The organism is Streptomyces canus (assembly GCF_041435015.1).
Classification (GTDB): Bacteria; Actinomycetota; Actinomycetes; order Streptomycetales; family Streptomycetaceae; genus Streptomyces; species Streptomyces canus_G.
This window is the reverse complement of the sequence record NZ_CP107989.1, coordinates 7,789,554-7,807,855: the sequence shown is the minus strand read 5'-3', so window position 1 is coordinate 7,807,855 and position 18,302 is coordinate 7,789,554. Positions and strand designations below refer to the sequence as shown.

18 protein-coding genes are annotated in these 18,302 nt (G+C 70.9%); 9 read left to right on the top strand and 9 right to left on the bottom strand.

The window, feature by feature from the left end; translation table 11 throughout:
* Positions 1–123: 123 nt before the first annotated feature.
* The 5 genes from araD to OG841_RS35610 all read right to left on the bottom strand — a co-directional run bounded on the left by araD (position 124) and on the right by OG841_RS35610 (position 5,153).
* On the bottom strand, positions 124–1,854 hold the full coding sequence (araD, locus tag OG841_RS35630) for an L-arabinonate dehydratase (protein WP_371568279.1): 1,731 nt from the start codon (positions 1,852–1,854) through the stop codon (positions 124–126).
* Positions 1,851–2,762 (bottom strand): dihydrodipicolinate synthase family protein, encoded by a 912-nt coding sequence (locus OG841_RS35625; RefSeq protein ID WP_326669660.1) that lies wholly within the window; start codon positions 2,760–2,762, stop codon positions 1,851–1,853. The genes araD and OG841_RS35625 overlap by 4 nt, the downstream gene beginning before the upstream one ends.
* Positions 2,759–3,415 (bottom strand): GntR family transcriptional regulator, encoded by a 657-nt coding sequence (locus OG841_RS35620; RefSeq protein ID WP_371568275.1) that lies wholly within the window; start codon positions 3,413–3,415, stop codon positions 2,759–2,761. The genes OG841_RS35625 and OG841_RS35620 overlap by 4 nt, the downstream gene beginning before the upstream one ends.
* A gap of 161 nt (positions 3,416–3,576) precedes the next feature.
* Positions 3,577–4,332: an MBL fold metallo-hydrolase gene (locus tag OG841_RS35615; RefSeq protein WP_371568273.1), complete on the bottom strand. Its 756-nt coding sequence runs from the start codon at positions 4,330–4,332 to the stop codon at positions 3,577–3,579.
* A gap of 236 nt (positions 4,333–4,568) precedes the next feature.
* Positions 4,569–5,153 (bottom strand): TIGR03086 family metal-binding protein, encoded by a 585-nt coding sequence (locus tag OG841_RS35610; RefSeq protein WP_365117748.1) that lies wholly within the window; start codon positions 5,151–5,153, stop codon positions 4,569–4,571.
* Positions 5,154–5,287: 134 nt separating this feature from the next.
* On the opposite strand from OG841_RS35610, the gene OG841_RS35605 reads away from it, so the two are divergent.
* The gene (locus tag OG841_RS35605) at positions 5,288–6,808 is read left to right on the top strand and encodes an MFS transporter (RefSeq protein WP_371568270.1); all 1,521 of its coding nucleotides are present in this window, start codon (positions 5,288–5,290) and stop codon (positions 6,806–6,808) included.
* Here OG841_RS35605 and OG841_RS35600 read toward each other — a convergent pair.
* Complete coding sequence (locus tag OG841_RS35600) at positions 6,745–7,905, bottom strand: hypothetical protein (RefSeq protein WP_328637627.1); 1,161 nt, start codon at positions 7,903–7,905, stop codon at positions 6,745–6,747. The genes OG841_RS35605 and OG841_RS35600 overlap by 64 nt on opposite strands.
* Positions 7,902–8,843 (bottom strand): 5-dehydro-4-deoxyglucarate dehydratase, encoded by a 942-nt coding sequence (locus tag OG841_RS35595; RefSeq protein ID WP_328637628.1) that lies wholly within the window; start codon positions 8,841–8,843, stop codon positions 7,902–7,904. The genes OG841_RS35600 and OG841_RS35595 overlap by 4 nt, the downstream gene beginning before the upstream one ends.
* Positions 8,844–9,018: 175 nt before the next feature.
* Here OG841_RS35595 and OG841_RS35590 point away from each other — a divergent pair, with 175 nt between their 5' ends.
* The 8 genes from OG841_RS35590 (at position 9,019) to OG841_RS35555 (ending at position 17,251) form a co-directional block, all read left to right on the top strand.
* The gene (locus OG841_RS35590) at positions 9,019–9,828 is read left to right on the top strand and encodes an NAD-dependent epimerase/dehydratase family protein (protein WP_371568267.1); all 810 of its coding nucleotides are present in this window, start codon (positions 9,019–9,021) and stop codon (positions 9,826–9,828) included.
* Between the two features lie 259 nt (positions 9,829–10,087).
* Complete coding sequence (locus OG841_RS35585) at positions 10,088–10,858, top strand: DeoR/GlpR family DNA-binding transcription regulator (RefSeq protein WP_371568264.1); 771 nt, start codon at positions 10,088–10,090, stop codon at positions 10,856–10,858.
* Between the two features lie 77 nt (positions 10,859–10,935).
* A complete protein-coding gene (locus tag OG841_RS35580; protein ID WP_328637631.1) occupies positions 10,936–12,309 on the top strand; it encodes an ABC transporter substrate-binding protein in 1,374 nt (457 codons plus the stop codon).
* Positions 12,306–13,244, top strand: a complete 939-nt coding sequence (locus OG841_RS35575) for a carbohydrate ABC transporter permease (protein ID WP_328637632.1) — start codon at positions 12,306–12,308, stop codon at positions 13,242–13,244. The genes OG841_RS35580 and OG841_RS35575 overlap by 4 nt, the downstream gene beginning before the upstream one ends.
* The gene (locus OG841_RS35570) at positions 13,241–14,077 is read left to right on the top strand and encodes a carbohydrate ABC transporter permease (protein WP_328637633.1); all 837 of its coding nucleotides are present in this window, start codon (positions 13,241–13,243) and stop codon (positions 14,075–14,077) included. Before OG841_RS35575 ends, OG841_RS35570 begins: the two co-directional genes overlap by 4 nt.
* Entirely contained in the window at positions 14,074–15,063 is a 990-nt protein-coding gene (locus tag OG841_RS35565; protein WP_328637634.1) for a zinc-dependent alcohol dehydrogenase family protein, read from the top strand. The genes OG841_RS35570 and OG841_RS35565 overlap by 4 nt, the downstream gene beginning before the upstream one ends.
* Positions 15,064–15,135: 72 nt before the next feature.
* Complete coding sequence (locus tag OG841_RS35560; protein WP_371570917.1) at positions 15,136–16,371, top strand: TerD family protein; 1,236 nt, start codon at positions 15,136–15,138, stop codon at positions 16,369–16,371.
* 115 nt (positions 16,372–16,486) lie between these two features.
* On the top strand, positions 16,487–17,251 hold the full coding sequence (locus tag OG841_RS35555) for a class I SAM-dependent methyltransferase (RefSeq protein ID WP_328637635.1): 765 nt from the start codon (positions 16,487–16,489) through the stop codon (positions 17,249–17,251).
* Between the two features lie 11 nt (positions 17,252–17,262).
* Here the strand turns inward: OG841_RS35555 and OG841_RS35550 are convergent, their stop codons facing one another.
* Positions 17,263–17,829 carry a TetR/AcrR family transcriptional regulator gene (locus tag OG841_RS35550; protein ID WP_328637636.1) on the bottom strand — a complete coding sequence of 189 codons (567 nt, stop codon included), beginning with the start codon at positions 17,827–17,829 and terminating at the stop codon, positions 17,263–17,265.
* A 61-nt stretch (positions 17,830–17,890) separates the two neighbouring features.
* On the bottom strand, positions 17,891–18,295 hold the full coding sequence (locus tag OG841_RS35545) for an NUDIX hydrolase (protein WP_328637637.1): 405 nt from the start codon (positions 18,293–18,295) through the stop codon (positions 17,891–17,893).
* Positions 18,296–18,302 lie beyond the last annotated feature (7 nt).

Genomic DNA, 18,302 nt, shown 5'->3' with positions numbered 1-18,302 from the left:
CGTCGGACGTGCGACGTGCGTTCGTCGTGCGGGAAGCGCTTTCTCTCTGCACATGGCTGTGCCAGGTCGTGCTGTGCCAGGTAGTGCTGTGCGATGGTGCCGCCCGCGGAAGCGGGTCGTGGGTCAGCTCGCGTACGGGTCGGCGACCTTGCCCGGGCGGGCGAGGAACTCGAAGTCGCAGCCGGTGTCCGCCTGGGTGATCTGTTCGTTGTAGAGCGCGCCGTAGCCGCGCTCGTCACGCGCGGGCGGCGGTGTCCACTCCGCCCGTCGGCGCTCCAACTCCTCGTCGTCCACGTTGAGTTGGAGGACGCGCGCCTCGACATCGAGGGTGATGTCGTCCCCCGACCGCACGAGGGCGAGCGGTCCGCCGACGTACGACTCGGGCGCCACGTGCAGCACACACGTGCCGTAACTCGTCCCGCTCATCCGGGCGTCGGAGATCCGGACCATGTCCCGCACGCCCTGCTTGAGCAGATGGTCCGGGATCGGCAGCATCCCGTACTCGGGCATGCCCGGGCCGCCCTTGGGACCGGCGTTGCGCAGCACCAGCACGCTGTCGGCGGTGATGTTCAACGCCGGGTCGTTGAGGGTGCGTTGCATGGTCCTGTAGTCGTCGAAGACGACCGCGGTGCCGGTGTGCTTGAGCAGGTGCTGCTCGGCGGAGATGTGCTTGATGACGGCGCCGTCCGGGCAGAGGTTGCCGCGCAGGACGGCCACCCCGCCCTCGCTCGCGACCGGGTTGTCCCGGGTGCGGATGACGTCGTCGTTGTGGACTTCCGCGCCCTCGATCTGCTCCCCGAGGGTGCCGTTCACGGTCGGCCGGTCCAGGTGGAGCAGGTCGGTGATCCGCGAGAGGAAGGCGGGCAGACCGCCGGCGAAGTAGAAGTCCTCCATGAGGTACGTCTGTCCGCCGGGCCGGACGTTCGCCAGCACCGGCACGGTACGCGCGATACGGTCGAAGTCGTCCAGGGTGAGCTTGATGCCCGCCCGGCCGGCCATGGCGATCAGATGGATGACCGCGTTGGTGGAGCCGCCGAGCCCGAGCACCGTGGTGACAGCGTCCTCGAAGGCCTCGCGGGTGAGGATCTCGGACGGCTTCAGGCCGGTCCAGGCGAGTTCCACGGCGCGGCGCCCGGAGGCCGCGGCCATCCGCTCGTGCGCGGAGTCGACGGCCGGGATCGAGGACGCACCCGGCAGGGTCATGCCCAGGGTTTCCGCCGCCGCGGTCATCGTGGACGCGGTCCCCATGGTCATGCAGTGACCGGGCGAGCGCGCCAACCCGCCCTGGAGCTCGCGCAGTTCACAGTCCGTCAGGTTGCCCGCGCGGTGCTCGTCCCAGTACTTCCACATGTCGGTGCCGGACCCGAGGGTCTCGCCCCGCCAGTGCCCCGGCAGCATCGGCCCCGCGGGCACGAAGATCGAGGTGACATCGGCCGAGGCCGCGCCCATGAGCAGCGCCGGCGTCGACTTGTCGCAGCCGCCGAGCAGCACCGCCGCGTCGATCGGATACGACCGCAGCAGCTCCTCCGTCTCCATCGCGAGGAGGTTGCGGTAGAACATCGGGGTGGGCTTCTGGTACGTCTCCGAGAGGGTGGAGACCGGGAATTCGAGCGGGAAGCCCCCGGCCTGCCACACCCCCCGCTTGACCGCCTCGGCGCGCTCGCGCAGATGGACGTGGCAGGGGTTGATGTCCGACCAGGTGTTGAGGACGGCGATCACCGGGCGGCCGCGGTACTCCTCGGCCTCGTAACCGAGCTGGCGCATACGGGCGTTGTGCGACCAGGTCCGCAGCTGGCCCTCGGTGCCGTACCACTGATGGCTTCTGAGCTCTTCGGGACGCTTCCTGTCGGTCATATCGACCACCCGGCGGCTATCGCGGCGACCTCGGCGCGCTCGGCCTCGGGCAGCTCGCGGCTCGGCGGACGCACGTCGCGGCGGCACAGGCCAAGCGAGGCGAGGGCCTCCTTGACGACGGTGACGTTGTTCGCGGAGCCGTTCGCGGCGCGGAGTTCCTCGAAGCGGCGGATCTGCTCCCAGACCTTCATGGCGGCCGGGTAGTCACCGGACCGGAGCGCCTCGATCATGTTCAGCGAGACGGCGGGGGCGACGTTGACCAGCCCCGAGGTGAAGCCGGTGGCACCCGCCGAGAAGTAGGAGGGCGCGTAGGGCTCGGCGAGCCCGGCGACCCACACGAAGCGTTCGAGTCCCGCGTCCCGTGCGAAGGCGCCGAACCTGGCCGCGTCCGGGACGGCGTACTTCACGCCGATCACGTTGGGGCAGGCGTCGGCGAGTTCGGCCAGGCGGTCGCCGCTGAGCTGGGCGTTGCGGATGTACGGAACGACTCCCAGTTCCGGGACGGCCGAGGCGATCGCGCGGTGGTAGTCGACCCAGCCGCCCTGCGAGACATAGGGGTGGACGGGCTGGTGGACCATGACCATCCCGGCGCCGAGCTCGCGGGCGTGGCGGGCGGAGGCCACGGCGGTCGGGACGTCGTGACCGACGCCGACGAGGATGTTCGCCCGGTCCCCGGCCTCCTCGACGGTCAACTCGGTGACCAGGCGGCGCTCTTCGGGGGTCAGAGCGTAGAACTCGCCGGTGTTGCCGTTGGGGGTGAGGGTGGTGATCCCTCCGTCGAGCAGCCGACGCAGCAGGGCCCGGTGGGTGTCCTGGTCGACGGTGCCGTCCTCGGCGAACGGAGTCACCGGGATCGCCACCACGTCGGCCAGGGCCGCCCGCCGGGTCTCGAACGTCTCGCTGCTCATTCCTGACCTTCCTCGTCCAGCACTCCGGGGAACGCTCGTTCCACGAAGGACGCGATGTGGGCGTGCAGGGCGCGGGCCGCTCCGTCCGCGTCGCCCTCCAGGGCGAGCCGCAGGATCTCCCGGTGCTCGCCCGCCTCCCGTTCCCAGGAGGGCGAGGCCGCCCAGGCGACGGCGGAGACGAGGGCGGCCTGGTCGCGGACCTCGTCGAGCATCCGGCCGAGCAGCGGGTTGCCGCAGGGCAGGTAGAGCGAGCGGTGGAACTCCCGGTTGGCGAGGGAGCGTTCGGCGGTGTCGGTGGCGTCGTCGGCCCGGGTCAGCGCGTCCCGTGCGGCGTCGAGGGAGGCCCCGCGCCGTACGGCCCGCTTCAGCGCCTCGGGTTCGAGGAGCAGCCGGACGTCGTAGACCTCGCGCGCCATGTCCGCGTCCACCATGCGCACCGTGACGCCCTTGTACTGGCTCATCACGACGAGCCCGGTCCCGGCCAGGGTCTTGAGCGCCTCGCGCACCGGGGTCTTGGACACCCCGAACTCTGCGGCGAGTTCGGTCTCCACCAGGGCCTGACCAGGCGTCAGGCGCCCGGTGAGGATGCGGCGTTTGATCTCCTCCAGCACGTACTGCGTGCGGGAGGGGATCGGCGTGGGCACAGAGGTCATGCGCGCCTCTCGGATCTCGCGTATCGGATCTTGCGTATCTGATCTCGCATATCGCGTCTCATATATGACGTATGAAGTACGACGCGTTGAAGGTAGGGAGGGGTGCGATGTTTCGTCAATGCTTCTGGCAGAGGAAGTTGAAGTTGCGGTGAAGACGAGGGTCAGACCAGCCGGGTGGCGCCCTCGAACGCCGTGCTGGTGCGCCCGGCGAAGGCGACGGCCGCGCGTGTGGTGGCCGCCTCCCTGGTGAGCGTGGGTCCGACGTGGGTGACGATCAGTTCGCGCACCCCGGCCTTGCGGGCGATGCCGCCGGCGTCCTCGGGCGTCAGGTGGGTCTGTTCGCCTTCGCGATGACGGTCGATGTCCGCCTCGCACAGGAACACGTCCGACTCCGCGGCGAGTTCGACGAGGGCGGCACAGGGCCCGCTGTCCCCGGAGTAGGCGAAGACGCGTCCGGCGCACTCGGCGCGCAGCCCGTACGCCTCGGCGTCGTGCGCGACGGCCCGCGCGGCGAGCCGGAGGTTCCAGTGCCGGACGGTGTGACCGTCGTACAGGGGATGGAAGGCGAGGATGCCCTCGAGGAAGCGCACGTCGGACCGCCCGAAGAACCCGGCGAGCCGATGGGCGCAGCCGGGTGGCGCGTACACCGGGATCGGGGCGGGCGGGGTGAGTCCGCCGAACGCGAAGGCGTAGACGGCGGACAGCAGGTCCGCGCTGTGGTCGGCGTGCAGATGGGAGATCCAGATCGCCGTCAGCCGGGAGGGATCCGTGTGCCGCTGCAACTCGGCGAAGGTGCCGGGCCCGGCGTCCACCCACACCTCGGCGCCCCCGCCGCGCAGCAGATAGCCGGAGCAGGGGCGGCCCGGCGCCGGGTGCGGGGAGGCGGTACCGAGGACGGTGAGGCTGAGGGGCGGCATGGTGGGGAGCGTACGGTCCGGGCCTGCCGCCCGCCGCCGGTTTCCGTTCCTCTACGGCAGGGTCGTACCGGTGTCTACGGCAGCCGGGCGCCGCGCGTGGGACGCGGGGACGGTCCTGGCCCGATGGCCACCCGGGCGCGGCGAGGCGGACGGGGCAGGCCGGTGTCGCGGGCAGCGAAGGGGACGCCGACGGGGGGCGCCTCCCGTGACGGCGTCCACGAGAGCCGGGGGCCCTGTTACGACGTCCGGCCCGGGTTCCGCCCGCTGAGGCCGATCGCCCGGTCCAGCAGGGACGCGTCCTGGGGCACGGGGACGATCGGGCCGAAGATGGCGTCCCGGCTCGGGTCCTTTGCGGAGGCCTGGAGGAAGTCGTACGTCGCCTGGAGCGCGGCGGGGTCCGGGTCGTACGCCTGGCCGGTGGCGCGGGCCAGGTCCCAGCCGTGGACGACCAGTTCGTCGACGGCGACGGCTGCGGCGATCTCTCCGGGCAGGTCGACGCCGCCCGCGCGGGTCATTCCGGTCCAGGCGGCCGGGTCGCGCCAGGCCTCCGCGAGTTCGTCGAGGACCTTGGGGAGTTCCTCGCGCCAGCCGGGGCCGATGTCCGGGACGGAGTCGGTCGGCGGGGTGTCGGTCGTGGCGCCGAGGTCCTTGCGGGCGGCGTCACGGAAGGCCGCGGAGAGGCCGAGCAGGTGGCCGAGCATGTGGTGCGCCGCGTACTTCGGACAGGGCGTGGCGTTCCCCAGCTGATCATCGGTGACGGCCTCGGCCAGAAGGGCGATGACGCGTGTCTGTGGTCCGAGGTCCAGGGGTGGGACGGTCATGCGGTACTCCTCGTGGTCACGGTGTCGTAAGGGTTAGACCGCCCCCGCCCCGAGAACTCATCGCTCGCACGACCGCGGATGTAGGGCACCTGCCCCATCCCGGGCCCGGGGCCTTAGGCCCACGATGTCCAGGCATGACGAAGACATGGGCGGTGTTCCACGACCGCAACGCCAGGCTCTTTCTCACCGCGGTGACCGTCTCGGGCTTCGGCACCTCGGCCCTGTGGCTGGTGTCCGGCGTCTGGGTCAAGGACCTCACCGGCTCGGACGGCCTGGCCGCGCTGTGCATGCTCGCGATGTGGGCACCGGCCCTGGCGGGCCCGCTGCTCGGCGCACTGGCCGACCGGGTCCCGCGCAAGCGCCTGCTGATCGGCGGCAGCCTCCTGATGGCGGTCCTGCTCCCGGCCCTCCTCGCCGTCGACGGCCCCGACCGGGTGTGGCTCGTCCTCACGGTCCTTTTCGTGTACGGCGCCGCGGGCGTTGTCCATGACGCGGCGGAGTCGGCCCTGGTCGCCGGCGCCGTCCCCCCGTCCCTGCTCGGCGACTTCAACGGGCTGCGGATGGCGGTCACGGAGGGCATGAAGCTGGTGGCGCCGCTGGCGGGAGCAGGGCTCTACGCACTCCAGGGCGGACCGGGCGTGGCACTCCTGGACGCGATCACGTTCGTCCTGGCCGCGCTGTTGTACGCCGGGCTGCGGGTCCGCGAGACCCGACCGGATCCCCTCGCGCCGCCGACGAGCACTGGCAGCGGGGACGAGCCGTCCGGGCGAACGGCGACCCCGCCGCCGTCACCCAGCCGCAGCCCGACCGCCACGAGCCTCCCCGGACAGCGCACGGCAACCACACCCAAAACACCCGACGACCCGACCACCCCCAGCCGCCTCAGACTGTTCAGACGCACGGCAGCCACACCCAAGACACCCGGCCTCGGCCCGACCACCCCCAGCCGCCCCAGACTGTTCAGACGCACGGCAGCCGCGCCCAAGACACCCGGCCTCGGCCCGGCCACCACCCGCCGCCGCACGCTGTCCAGGCGCACCCCCGCCGGCGCCGGAGCCCGCCACATATGGGCCCACCCCATACTCCGGCCGCTGGTCCTGGCCGGCGGCACCACCATGCTGTGCGCCGGGATCAACGGCGCGCTGATCTACGCCGTGATCGACGGACTCGGCCACTCCCCCGCGTACGCCGGTGCGCTGTACGCCGCCCAGGGCGCCGGTTCCCTGGCGGTGGGGCTGGTCTCCGGGCCCGCTCTGCGCCGGCTGGGCGAGCGCCGGTTCGCCGCGTACGGCATCGCCCTGACCGCCGTCGCCGCCGGCCTGCGGGCGATCCCGTCCGACCCGCTGGCCCTGGTGTCCAGTGCGGCGATCGGCGCGGGTCTCCCCTGTGTGCTGATCGCCGCGCTCACGGCCGTACAGGGCGAGACCCCGGACGCACTCCTGGGCCGTGCCGTCGCCACGGCGCACACGCTGGTGTACACCCCGAACGTGCTCGGCCTCGCGGCCGGCGCGGCCCTGGTCGAACTGGTCGACCAGCGGCCGCTGTCGGCCCTCCTGGGCGTGGCCTGGCTGGCCACGGCAGTGCCGTTGTTTCAGCGGCCGGCCAGTGCCTCACGGATCGCGTCCAGGTCGCCGTCCGACGCCAACCCCGCGTGATACAGCCGGATCTCGGTCGCTCCCAGCTCCCGTGCCCGCGCCACGTCCGCCGCGAGCGTGCCCGGGCTGCCGCCCATCTGCGAGACGACGGGGAAGTTGGCGGCGATCACCGCGTCCTCGCGGGCCCGCGCAAAGGGCGTGAGCAGGTCCGGTCCGCCCGCGCAGGGCACGACGACACCGTCCGCGACGGACAGGATGTGCTCGGGGTCGACACCCGGGTTGGCACCGACGTGGTACGTCACGGGGTCGGCGTGCAGCAGGATCTGGAAGCCCTCGGGAGCGGCCGAGCGGACCGCGCGGACCGCCGACTCCTGGAGCGTACGGGCGGTCTCGTCACGCCACGCGCGCGTGGCCGCCGCCGTACCGGCGCCGAGGAGCTTCTCGACCCCGGCCCAGCCCCCGTCGTCCGGCGCGCCCTGCCACAGCGGCTCCAGGGCGGTGCGCACGGCCGCGGCCAGCGAGTCGGCGTCCAGCCCCTGCTCGCCGTACCCCTCGCGGCACGTCCCGCAGAAGCAGAGCGCCATGAGGTACATCCCGGCGTCGCCGAGCGGCACCCCGCCGGTCTTGTCGTGGGCGTGCAGGTGCTGGAGGCCGTACCAGCCGAGGGACTCGAGTTCGGTGCCGGCCGCCCCCGGGCGCAGCGCCGCCTCGACGGCGAGGTCGATCAGGTACGCGCGCGTGGCGGGCTGTGCGATGCACGGGGCCCACGGGTAGCGGTCACCGTAGGCGTTGACGACCGAGGTGTCCGGATGCTCGGCGCCCAGGCGGGAGTTGTGCGCGAGGACCACCCAGGTGTGCACGTCGAGGCCCGCCTCGGAAAGCTGCGCGGCCGCCTCGCCGAAGGCGTCGCCGGGGGCCCAGTCGCCGGCCGCGTACGGACGCAGTGCACGCCCTTCCCAGCGTGCGTCCGTCGGATACAGCACGGACGCGTGCTCGGCGGTGACGATGCGGTGCCGCGGGTGGCGGGGGGTCAGGGCGCGCGTGGAGTGGTAGGCGGCGGCGAGGGTCGCCTGCTGTACGCCGAGCCCGGCGATACGCGTCGCGGCCTCCGGGTCCCCGTTGACGTCCCAGGGGTAGACGAACGTGGACGCCTTCACTGTGCCTCCTCCAGGAGCGCGTATCCGCGCTCGATGATCTCCGCGAGCTGCTTCACATGATCCTCGCCCGGCTCGTGCAGCGGCGGGCGGACCTCCCCCACGTCGAGGCCCCGCATCCGGACGCCGGCCTTCACCAGGGAGACCGCGTATCCACGGCCACGCGCGCGCAGTTCGACGAAGGGGCGGTAGAAGCCGTCGAGCAGGCGGTCGACGGTGGCCCGGTCGCCGTCGACGATCGCGCGGTGGAAGGCGAGGGCGATCTCGGGGGCGAAGCAGAAGACGGCCGAGGAGTACAGGGGGACGCCGATGGCGAGGTAGGCGAGCTGGGTCTGCTCGGCGGTCGGCAGTCCGTTGAAGTAGAGGAAGTCGCCGGGTACCTCGGTGCGCACCGCGCTGACGATCCGCTGCATCAGGTCGAGGTCGCCGAGGCCGTCCTTGAGGCCGATGATCCCCTCGGTGCGGGCCAGTTCGACGACGGTCTCCGGGGTGAAGACGGCGTTGTCGCGCTGGTAGACGATCACCGGGAGCGCGGTCGCGGCGGCCACCTCCCGGTAGTGCCGCAGCAGCCCCTCCTGCCCGGCGACGACGAGGTAGGGCGGCATGGCGAGCAGCCCGTCGGCCCCGGCCGCCTCGGCGAGCCGCGCGTACCGTACGGCGAGCGCGGTGCCATATCCGGCGCCCGCCACCACCGGCACCCGCCCCGCCGTCTCCTCGACGGCCGCGCGGACGCACGCCTCGAACTCCTCGGGCGTGAGCGCGTGGAACTCCCCGGTGCCACAGCACGCGAACACGGCGGCGGCCCCCGCCGCCACGCCCTGGCGCACATGCGCGCGGTAGGTGTCGAGGTCGACGGAGCCGTCGGCGCCGTACGCCGTGACCGGGAAGAACAGCGGCCCGCTGGGGATGCCGAGTCGATGGGCGAGGTCGGCAGACGTCACAGGCTCTCCCTAGAACGAGTGGACGAGAAGAACGGGCGTGCGGGATTCTGATCGAAGTTTATATTTATGAACATGGGTCGCGCCACCCTTGACGGAGAAGCGGAATGATCCTTAGCTTGTCCACGAATGTGAATACCGTGCACTCATACGGCCGTCGCCCCAAGGAGACCCGAGGATGCCCGCTCCCCGTACCGTTCTGCTCACCGGTGCCGCCGGCGGGCTCGGCACCCTGATGCGGGATCTGCTCCCGGCCTACGGCTACGACCTGCGCCTGCTCGATCTGCGGCCCGTCGAGGGCGAGCCGGACGCGGTCGTCGCCGACCTCGCCGACAAGGACGCGGTACGCGAAGCCGTTCGGGGTGTCGACGCGATCATCCACCTCGCGGGCATCTCCCTGGAAGCCCCTTTCGAGAAGATCCTCAAGGCGAACATCGAGGGCACCTACAACCTGTACGAGGCCGCTCACGCCGAGGGCGTCGGACGGATCGTCTTCGCCTCCTCCAACCACGCCGTCGGCTACACCCCCCGCCCCCAGGGCGCCGACCCGCTCATCCCCATCGACACCCCGCGCCGCCCGGACACCTTCTACGGCCTGTCCAAGTCCTTCGGCGAGGACCTCGCGCAGTTCTACTGGGACAAGCACGGCCTGGAGAGCGTCTCCGTGCGCATCGGCTCCTGTTTCCCCGAGCCGACCAGCGTGCGCATGCTCTCGCTCTGGATGAGCCCGGCCGACGGCGCCCGCCTCCTCCACGCGGCCCTGACCGCCGAGCAGGTCGGCCACAGCGTGGTCTACGGCTCCTCCGCCAACACCCGTCTGTGGTGGGACCTCACCACCGCGCGGGCGCTCGGCTACGACCCGCAGGACGACTCCGAGCCGTACGCGGACAAGCTGATCGCCGAGCAGGGCGAGCTCCAGGACGGCAACGAGGGGCACGCCTACCTGGGCGGCCAGTTCGTGACGGACCCACCGATCTGGCCGTACTGACACCCCCGAGACGGACGGGCGGGCACCGAACGGGCCCGCCCATAGCCGTCTTCGGGCACCGGCGGTGCCCGATCCCACGCCTTTTCGGACGCCTCCGCAGGTCCGAGGCGGTCACTCCGCTCCGCAAACGGGCACACACGGGCAGCATCGGACCCGCAACAGGCCTGGTCAGTCCCCCGTACCCGCTGTAGAACTTCCCCCAAGGGCCACACCGGGCCCGAACGGGCAGAGCAGCGCGTGCGAGAGGCGGGTGTCGGCCATGGACGCGAGAACCGCGGAGGAACGCCAGCGCGAGATCGTGCGCACCGCGCGCGCCACCGGCTCGGTCGACGTCAACGCGCTCGCCGCCGCACTGGGCGTGGCCAAGGAGACCGTACGACGGGATCTGCGCGCCCTCGAGGACCACGGGCTGGTGCGTCGTACGCACGGCGGGGCCTATCCCGTGGAGAGCGCCGGGTTCGAGACCACGCTCGCCTTCCGGGCCACCAGCCATGTGCCCGAGAAGCGCCGGGTCGCGGCCGCCGCGGCCGAGCTGCTCGGGGACGCCGAGACCGTCTTCGTCGACGAGGGCTTCACCCCGCAGCTCATCGCCGAGGCCCTGCCCCGGGACCGGCCGCTGACCGTGGTCACCGCGTCCCTGCCGGTCGCGGGAGCCCTTGCCGAGGCCGAGCACACCTCCGTCCTGCTGCTCGGCGGCCGGGTCCGCCCCGGCACCCTGGCGACCGTCGACCACTGGACGACGAAGATGCTGGCCGGCTTCGTCCTCGACCTGGCCTTCATCGGCGCCAACGGCATCTCCCGCGAACACGGCCTCACCACCCCCGACCCGGCGGTCAGCGAGGTCAAGGCACAGGCGATCCGAGCCGCGCGCCGCACCGTGTTCGCCGGCGTGCACACCAAGTTCGGCGCGGTCAGCTTCTGCCGCTTCGCGGAGATCGGCGCGCTGGAGGCGATCGTGACGAGCACGCTGCTGCCCTCGCCCGAGGCCCATCGGTACTCCCTGCTGGGACCACAGGTCATCAGGGTCTGAACGTCGAACTGCCGTGATCAGCGGGCCTTCCGCACCATGAAGCGCCCTATATATCCCTCTATGTCCAGGAGCGATCCATGCGAACCCAGAGCCGACGACGGCCGCCGCGAGCCACGCTCGCCATGGCCGCCGCAGGGACGCTGCTCGCCCCGCTGCTCTCCGGCTGCTGGGTCGGAGCCGGCGGGGCGGGGTCGGGCGGCGACGCCATCAACGTCCTGATGGTCAACAACCCCCAGATGACCGAGCTGCAGAAGCTGACCAAGGCCCACTTCACCAAGGAGACCGGGATCAAGGTCAACTTCACCGTCCTGCCCGAGAACGACGTCCGCGACAAGATCAGCCAGGACTTCGCCAACCAGGCCGGCCAGTACGACGTGGCGACCCTGTCCAACTACGAGATCCCGATCTACGCCCGCAACGGCTGGCTGCACGAGATGAACTCGTACGTCGCCAGGGACCCGTCGTACGACGAGAGGGACGTCCTCGCGCCGATGCGCCAGTCGCTGACCGGCGACGACGGCAAGCTCTACGGCCAGCCCTTCTACGGCGAGTCGTCCTTCCTGATGTACCGCAAGGACCTCTTCGAGCAGAAAGGGCTGACGATGCCGGCCCGTCCCACCTGGACCCAGGTGGCCGACCTGGCCGCGAAGGTGGACGGCGCCGAGTCCGGCATGAAGGGCATCTGTCTGCGCGGCCTGCCCGGCTGGGGTGAGGTCATGGCCCCGCTCACCACGGTCGTGAACACCTTCGGCGGCACCTGGTTCGACAAGGGCTGGAAGGCCCGCCTCGACTCCCCCGAGTTCGAGAAGGCGGTGAAGTTCTATGTCGACCTCGTCCGCGACCACGGCGAGTCCGGCGCCGCCCAGTCCGGCTTCGCCGAGTGCCTCAACAACATGACCCAGGGCAAGGTCGCCATGTGGTACGACGCCACCTCCGCGGCGGGTTCCCTGGAGGCGAAGGGCTCCCCGGTCAAAGGCAAGGTGGGCTACGCCCCCGCCCCCGTCGAGGAGACGAAGTCCTCCGGCTGGCTCTACACCTGGGCCTGGGGCATCCAGGACGCCTCACGCAACCCCGACAAGGCCTGGAAGTTCGTCTCCTGGGCCTCCAGCAAGCAGTACGAGCAGCTGGTCGGCGACCAGATCGGCTGGTCCAACGTGCCGGCCGGCAAACGCGCGTCGACGTACACCAACCCCGCCTACGTGAAAGAGGCCGCCGCCTTCCAGGAGATGACCAAGGAGGCCATCGAGCAGGCCCGGCCGAACGACCCGGGGGTGCAGCCGCGCCCCGCGCCCGGCATCCAGTTCGTCGGCATCCCCGAGTTCACCGATCTGGGCACCAGGGTCTCCCAGGAGATCAGCGCGGCCATCGCCGGACGCCAGTCCGTCGAGTCGGCCCTGAAGAAGTCCCAGCAGCTCGCCGAGAAGATCTCCGAGGAGTACGAGGGACGATGACCGCGACAACCGTGGCCCCGCCGGCCACTCAGACCGTACGCACCGCGGACCCGTCGAAGGCCCGCCTCCGCGCCTGGGCCACCCGCGCCCCGCTGCTCCCCGCCCTGATCTTCATGATCGTGGTCACCCAGCTGCCGTTCGTGGCCACGGTGGTGATCTCGTTCTTCGACTGGAACTCCCTCTATCCCAAGGCCCGTCACTTCACCGGCGTCGACAACTACAAGGACGTCCTCACCGACGCGGACCTGCGCCACTCCGTGTGGACGACGGTCCTGCTGACGGTGACGGTGGTCCTGGTCAGCCTCGTCCTCGGACTGCTCCTGGCCCTGCTCCTGGACCGTCGCTTCAAAGGCCGTGGCGTGGTCCGCACGCTGCTGATCGCGCCCTTCCTGGTGGTCCCGGTGGCAGCCGCACTGCTCTGGAAACATGTGCTCTACAACCCCGAATACGGCCTACTCAATGGGTTGTTGCACTATGTGGGCGGCCCACAGCCGGACTGGATATCCAACACCCCGCTGCTCGCCGTCGAGGCCTCCCTGGTCTGGCAGTGGACACCGTTCATGATGCTCATCCTGCTGGCCGGCCTCCAGAGCCGCGACCAGCAGCAGATGGAGGCCGCGCGGGTGGACGGCGCGAGCGACTGGCAGATCTTCCGCTATCTGACCCTCCCGCATCTGCGCAGGTATCTGGAGCTGGGCGCCCTGCTGGGCTCGATCTACATCGTCCAGAACTTCGACGCGGTCTTCACGATCACCTCCGGCGGCCTCGGGACCGCCAACCTCCCCTACACCGTCTACCAGAGCTTCTACCAGGCCCACGAGAACGGCCTCGCCTCGGCCGCCGGCGTCCTGGTCGTCATCGGCTCCATCATCATCGCGACCTTCGCCCTGCGCGTGGTGTCGTCCCTGTTCCGTGAGGAGGTGGGCCGGGCATGAGCACGATCGCCGTGAAACGCAAGGGACTTGGCCTGGGTCTGGTGGCCTGGCTGCTGGGAATCGTCTTCTTCCTGCCGATCGCGTGGATGGCCCTGACGTCCTTCCACTCGGAGACGGACGCGGCCACCAACCCGCCCTCCTTCGGCGCCGCCCTGACCCTGGACGGCTACCGCGAGTTCTTCGGCACCGGCGGCGGCGCGAGCCCCTGGCCGGCCCTGATCAACTCGACGGTCGCCTCGCTGGCCTCGACCCTCTTCGTCCTGCTCCTGGCCCTCCCGGCGGCGTACGCGCTCTCCATCCGCCCGGTCAGGAAGTGGACGGACGTCCTGTTCTTCTTCCTGTCGACGAAGATGCTCCCGGTGGTGGCGGGCCTGCTCCCCATCTACCTGTTCGCGAAGAACACCGACATGCTCGACAACATCTGGCTGCTGGTCATCCTCTACACGTCGATGAACCTGCCGATCGCCGTCTGGATGATGCAGTCCTTCCTCGCCGAGGTCCCGGTGGCCGTGATCGAGGCCGCGCGCGTGGACGGCGCCCGGCTTCCGACGATCCTCGCGCGCGTGGTGGCCCCCATCGCCCTGCCCGGCATCGCGGCGACCGCCCTGATCTGCTTCATCTTCAGCTGGAACGAACTGCTGTTCGCGAGGGTGCTGACCGGCGTGGTGGCCGAGACCGCCCCCGTGTTCCTGACCGGCTTCATCACCAGCCAGGGCCTGTTCCTGGCCAAGGTGTGCGCCGCGTCGCTCGTCATCTCCCTGCCGGTACTCGCCGCGGGGTTCGCCGCCCAGGACAAACTGGTCCAGGGCCTGTCGCTGGGAGCCGTGAAATGAAGGCCGCCGTCATCGAGTCCGTGGGCCGTGCCGTCGTCGCCGAGGTCCCGGACCCGACGCCGGGCCCGCGCGAGGTCGTCGTCGAGGTCGCCGCGTGCGGTCTGTGCGGCACCGACCTGCACATCCTCCAGGGCGAGTTCGCCCCCAAGCTGCCGATCGTGCCGGGCCACGAGTTCGCCGGCCAGGTGGTCGGCGTCGGCACCCAGGTCACCGAGCTCTCGGTCGGCGACCGGGTGGCGGTCGACCCGTCCCTGTACTGCTACGAGTGCCGCTACTGCCGTACGGGCCACAACAACCTCTGCGAACGCTGGGCCGCGATCGGCGTCACGACGGCGGGTGGCGCGGCACAGTACGCGGTCGCGCCGGTGGCCAATTGCGTACGGCTGCCCGAACACGTCCGTACCCAGGACGCGGCGCTGGTGGAGCCGTTGTCCTGTGCGGTCCGGGGGTACGACGTCCTGCAGTCCCGCCTGGGTGCCCATGTCCTGATCTACGGCTCGGGGACGATGGGCCTGATGATGCTGGAGCTGGCCAAGCGGACGGGCGCGGCGAGCGTGGACATGGTGGACGTGAACCCGGCCCGCCTGGAGACGGCCCGCAGCCTCGGCGTCTCGGCGTCCGCCGCGAACCCGGACGAGCTGGACCGTCCGCAGGGCTGGGACCTGGTGGTCGACGCGACGGGCAACGCGGCGGCGATCCAGGACGGCCTGGAGCGGGTGGCCAAGGCGGGCACCTTCCTCCAGTTCGGGGTGGCCGACTACGCGACGCGGGTGACGATCGACCCGTACCGCATCTACAACCAGGAGATCACCATCACCGGCTCCATGGCCGTCCTGCACAGCTTCGAACGCGCGGCTGAGCTGTTCGCGACCGGTGTCCTGGATCCGGAGATCTTCATCAGCGACCGGCTGCCTCTGGACCGGTATCCGGAGGCCCTGGAGCAGTTCGCCGCGGGGGTGGGACGCAAGATCGTGGTGGTGCCGTAGCCCGCTCGGCCATTTGGCCGTCGGGTAAGGGAACGGCAAAGTGGGCCCGATCGTTCACGGGGCATGACAGCTATGACCCCCGGCTCGAACATCCCCCTGTCCGCCGCCCGCGTGACGGTGGACGTCGCCGCGCCCGTGCGGCTCGACGTATCGGGCCTGCTGCTCACCGCCGACGGCAAGGTGCGCTCCGACGACGACTTCATCTTCTACAACCAGCCCTCCGGCCCGGGGGTGACGTACCGCTCGGGCGGTGGTACGGCCCCCGACGCGATCACCGTCGACACGTCGGCCGTACCGCCGGGCATCGAGAAGATCGTCGTCACCGCCAGCCCGGACGCCGCGGGCCAGACCTTCCAGGGCATCGAGCCGACGGCCACGATCCGTGACGCGGACGACAACAGCGTGCTGGCCACGTTCACACCCCCGCAGCTCGGCACCGAGACGGCGCTGGTGATCGTGGAGGTCTACCTGCGCAACGGCGCCTGGAAGGCCCGGGCGGTGGGGCAGGGGTACGCCAACGGGCTGGCCGGGATCGCGACGGACTTCGGCGTGACGGTGGAGGAACCCGCCCCGGCGCCCGCCGCGGCCCCTGTCGCCCCGCCGCAGCCGGTGACTCCGCCGCCCGCGCCGACCATGCAGACCCCGGTGGCCCCGCCGACCCCGGCCATGGACCCGCGGCTCGCCCCGCCGGCGCCGCCCGCTGCCCCGGCTCCGCCCGCTCCCGGCGCCGGGAAGATCAACCTCGACAAGGGCCGGGTCAGCCTCCAGAAGAACCAGACGGTGTCCCTGGTCAAGGGCGGACGTCCGCTGCTCTCCCAGGTCAAGATGGGTCTCGGCTGGGAGCCCGCCTACCGCGGCAAGGACATCGACCTCGACGCGTCCGTCATCGCCTACGGGCCGCAGCGCAACCACATCGACAGCTGCTACTTCGGCAAGCTGTCCATCGTCGGCGGCGCGATCAAGCACTCCGGTGACAACCTCACGGGTGAGGGCGGCGGTGACGACGAGGTGATCGTCGTCGACCTCGGCCGGCTCCCCCAGGAGGTCACCGGCCTCGTCTTCACCGTCAACTCCTTCTCCGGCCAGAAGTTCACGGAGGTCGCCAAGGCGTACTGCCGCCTCATCGACGCCGCGAGCGGAGAGGAACTGGTCCGCTTCGACCTCACGAACGCCGAGGCGCAGACGGGCGTCATGATGGCCAAGCTGATCAAGCAGTTCTCCGGTGAATGGGAGATGACGGCGATCGGCGACTTCGTGAAGTCCCGCACGGTGAGGGGGATGGTGAAGCCGGCGGCACAGGCGCTCTAGTGCACGATGCGGTGCATGGCCAGGCGGTGAGTGGTGGGGGGCCTGCGCGAGTCGGCCCCCCACCGACTGTGTAATTGCGTTGCCGCAGCACCGGCATCTTCGATCGAATGCCTTCATGACTCATGACGGCCCTGCGGACCATCTGGAGCAGAACCGACGCTTCTGGGATGACGAGGCGGCCGCGTGGCACGGGCCGCTCGCCCGTGATCACTGGGCGCGCACGGAACCGTCCTGGGGACTGTGGGCCACCCCCGAGTCGCAGGCCCGCGTCCTTCCCGACGGCATCGACGGGATGCGCGCCATCGAGCTGGGCTGCGGTACCGCCTACGTTTCCGCCTGGCTCGCCGGAGCGGGCGCCCACCCGGTCGGGATCGACCTCTCGGAGAAGCAGCTCGCCACCGCTCGCGCGATGCAGGCGGAGTTCGGCATCGACTTCCCGCTGATCCTGGGCAATGCCGAGAAGGTGCCCTACGAGGACAACACCTTCGACTTGGCGATCAGCGAATTCGGCGCCTCGTTGTGGTGCGACCCCTACCAGTGGATCCCGGAGGCGGCCCGGCTCCTCGTTCCCGGTGGCCGGCTGGTCTTCATGCGCTACTCACCGCTGTTCGCGCTGTGCGTGCCGTCCGAGGGACCGGTGTCCACCACGCTGTCCCGCGGGCAGTTCGGCCTGACCCGGCTGCACCGGGAATCGCACGTGGAGTTCATCCTGCCGCATGGTGAGATGCTCCGTCTGCTTCGCTCCTGCGGCTTCGTCGTCGAGGACCTGCTGGAGATTCAAGCGCCCCGGCATGCCCACCAGGACTATCCGGAGGTTTCCGCCGACTGGGCCCGGCAATGGCCCAGCGAGGAGATCTGGAAAGCGCGGCTGGCAGGCTGACCCACGACCGACTACGCCCGCAGCCCCTCCGTGAGCAGTGACAGGTAACGCCGGATGGACTCGCCCCCGCCGTCCGCCAACTCCGCCGCGCCGACGACCCCGTGCGCCAGCCGCAGCAACTCGATCGGCTCGACATCCGCCCGCAGCGTCCCCTCCGCCCGCGCCGCCTCCACGAGCCGCGTCGCCGCCCCCCGCACATGCGTCCCGCACACCGTGAGCACCGCATCGCTCGCGTCCGCCACCGCCGACCCCAGCAGCGTCTTCAGCCCGCGTACCTGAATCGTCCCGACGCACAGCTCGTACAGCCACTCCGCCAGCGCCTCCCCCGGCGGCAACTCCTCCGCGAGCTCGTCGGCCCGGCGCGCGAACCCCTCGACACGGTCCACGTACGCCGCCTCCAGCAGGGCCTGCCGCGTGGGGAAATGCCGGTACAGCGTCCCGGACCCCACACCGGCCCGCTTGGCGATGTCGTCCAGCGACGCGCCCTCCCCATGCTCGGCGAAGGCTTCCGCCGCCACCTTCAGCAACCGCTCGTAGTTGCGCCGAGCGTCCGCGCGCATGGGCCTGACCGGCGTCATCCAGACACTCCTCGCGAACCGGAGACTCTCCCCGCATGGTACCGAACCCCGGCCTGTCCCCTCAGAGCAGTAGGCCGGAGGCGTGCAGCGCGTCGAACACCATCCGGTCCACGGCCGAGACCCGCTCACGGTCGCCGTAGCCGAACCAGTCCGTCTCTTCGATCTCGCTCGAGGCAACCAGCGGACCGGTGCACTCGGCGGTGTAACAGATCATCCGGAACTCGGTGCGTCCGTCGTCCCTCCGCGTCTCGAAGGTGCCGACGTGCACCATCGTGGTCGTATCGACCCGGGACCGGAGTTCTTCGACGATCTCGCGCGCCAAGGTCTCGGCATCGGACTCGCCCGGCTCCCTCTTCCCGCCCGGGAAGTAGAAGACATCCACACCGCGGCTGCGTGTCACGAGCACCCGCCCGTCACGCACGAGAACCCAGGCCACCTTCTCCGGAACGCCCTCACCCTTTCCCATCCCGGGA

Excerpts from the sequence above, each read along its gene's own strand:
- araD (WP_371568279.1), bottom strand. The coding sequence starts at position 1,854 with ATGACCGACAGGAAGCGTCCCGAAGAGCTCAGAAGCCATCAGTGGTAC.
- OG841_RS35625 (WP_326669660.1), bottom strand. The coding sequence starts at position 2,762 with ATGAGCAGCGAGACGTTCGAGACCCGGCGGGCGGCCCTGGCCGACGTG.
- OG841_RS35620 (WP_371568275.1), bottom strand. The coding sequence starts at position 3,415 with ATGACCTCTGTGCCCACGCCGATCCCCTCCCGCACGCAGTACGTGCTG.
- OG841_RS35615 (WP_371568273.1), bottom strand. The coding sequence starts at position 4,332 with ATGCCGCCCCTCAGCCTCACCGTCCTCGGTACCGCCTCCCCGCACCCG.
- OG841_RS35610 (WP_365117748.1), bottom strand. The coding sequence starts at position 5,153 with ATGACCGTCCCACCCCTGGACCTCGGACCACAGACACGCGTCATCGCC.
- OG841_RS35605 (WP_371568270.1), top strand. The coding sequence starts at position 5,288 with ATGACGAAGACATGGGCGGTGTTCCACGACCGCAACGCCAGGCTCTTT.
- OG841_RS35590 (WP_371568267.1), top strand. The coding sequence starts at position 9,019 with ATGCCCGCTCCCCGTACCGTTCTGCTCACCGGTGCCGCCGGCGGGCTC.
- OG841_RS35585 (WP_371568264.1), top strand. The coding sequence starts at position 10,088 with ATGGACGCGAGAACCGCGGAGGAACGCCAGCGCGAGATCGTGCGCACC.
- OG841_RS35580 (WP_328637631.1), top strand. The coding sequence starts at position 10,936 with ATGCGAACCCAGAGCCGACGACGGCCGCCGCGAGCCACGCTCGCCATG.
- OG841_RS35575 (WP_328637632.1), top strand. The coding sequence starts at position 12,306 with ATGACCGCGACAACCGTGGCCCCGCCGGCCACTCAGACCGTACGCACC.
- OG841_RS35570 (WP_328637633.1), top strand. The coding sequence starts at position 13,241 with ATGAGCACGATCGCCGTGAAACGCAAGGGACTTGGCCTGGGTCTGGTG.
- OG841_RS35565 (WP_328637634.1), top strand. The coding sequence starts at position 14,074 with ATGAAGGCCGCCGTCATCGAGTCCGTGGGCCGTGCCGTCGTCGCCGAG.
- OG841_RS35560 (WP_371570917.1), top strand. The coding sequence starts at position 15,136 with ATGACCCCCGGCTCGAACATCCCCCTGTCCGCCGCCCGCGTGACGGTG.
- OG841_RS35555 (WP_328637635.1), top strand. The coding sequence starts at position 16,487 with ATGACTCATGACGGCCCTGCGGACCATCTGGAGCAGAACCGACGCTTC.
- OG841_RS35550 (WP_328637636.1), bottom strand. The coding sequence starts at position 17,829 with ATGACGCCGGTCAGGCCCATGCGCGCGGACGCTCGGCGCAACTACGAG.
- OG841_RS35545 (WP_328637637.1), bottom strand. The coding sequence starts at position 18,295 with ATGGGAAAGGGTGAGGGCGTTCCGGAGAAGGTGGCCTGGGTTCTCGTG.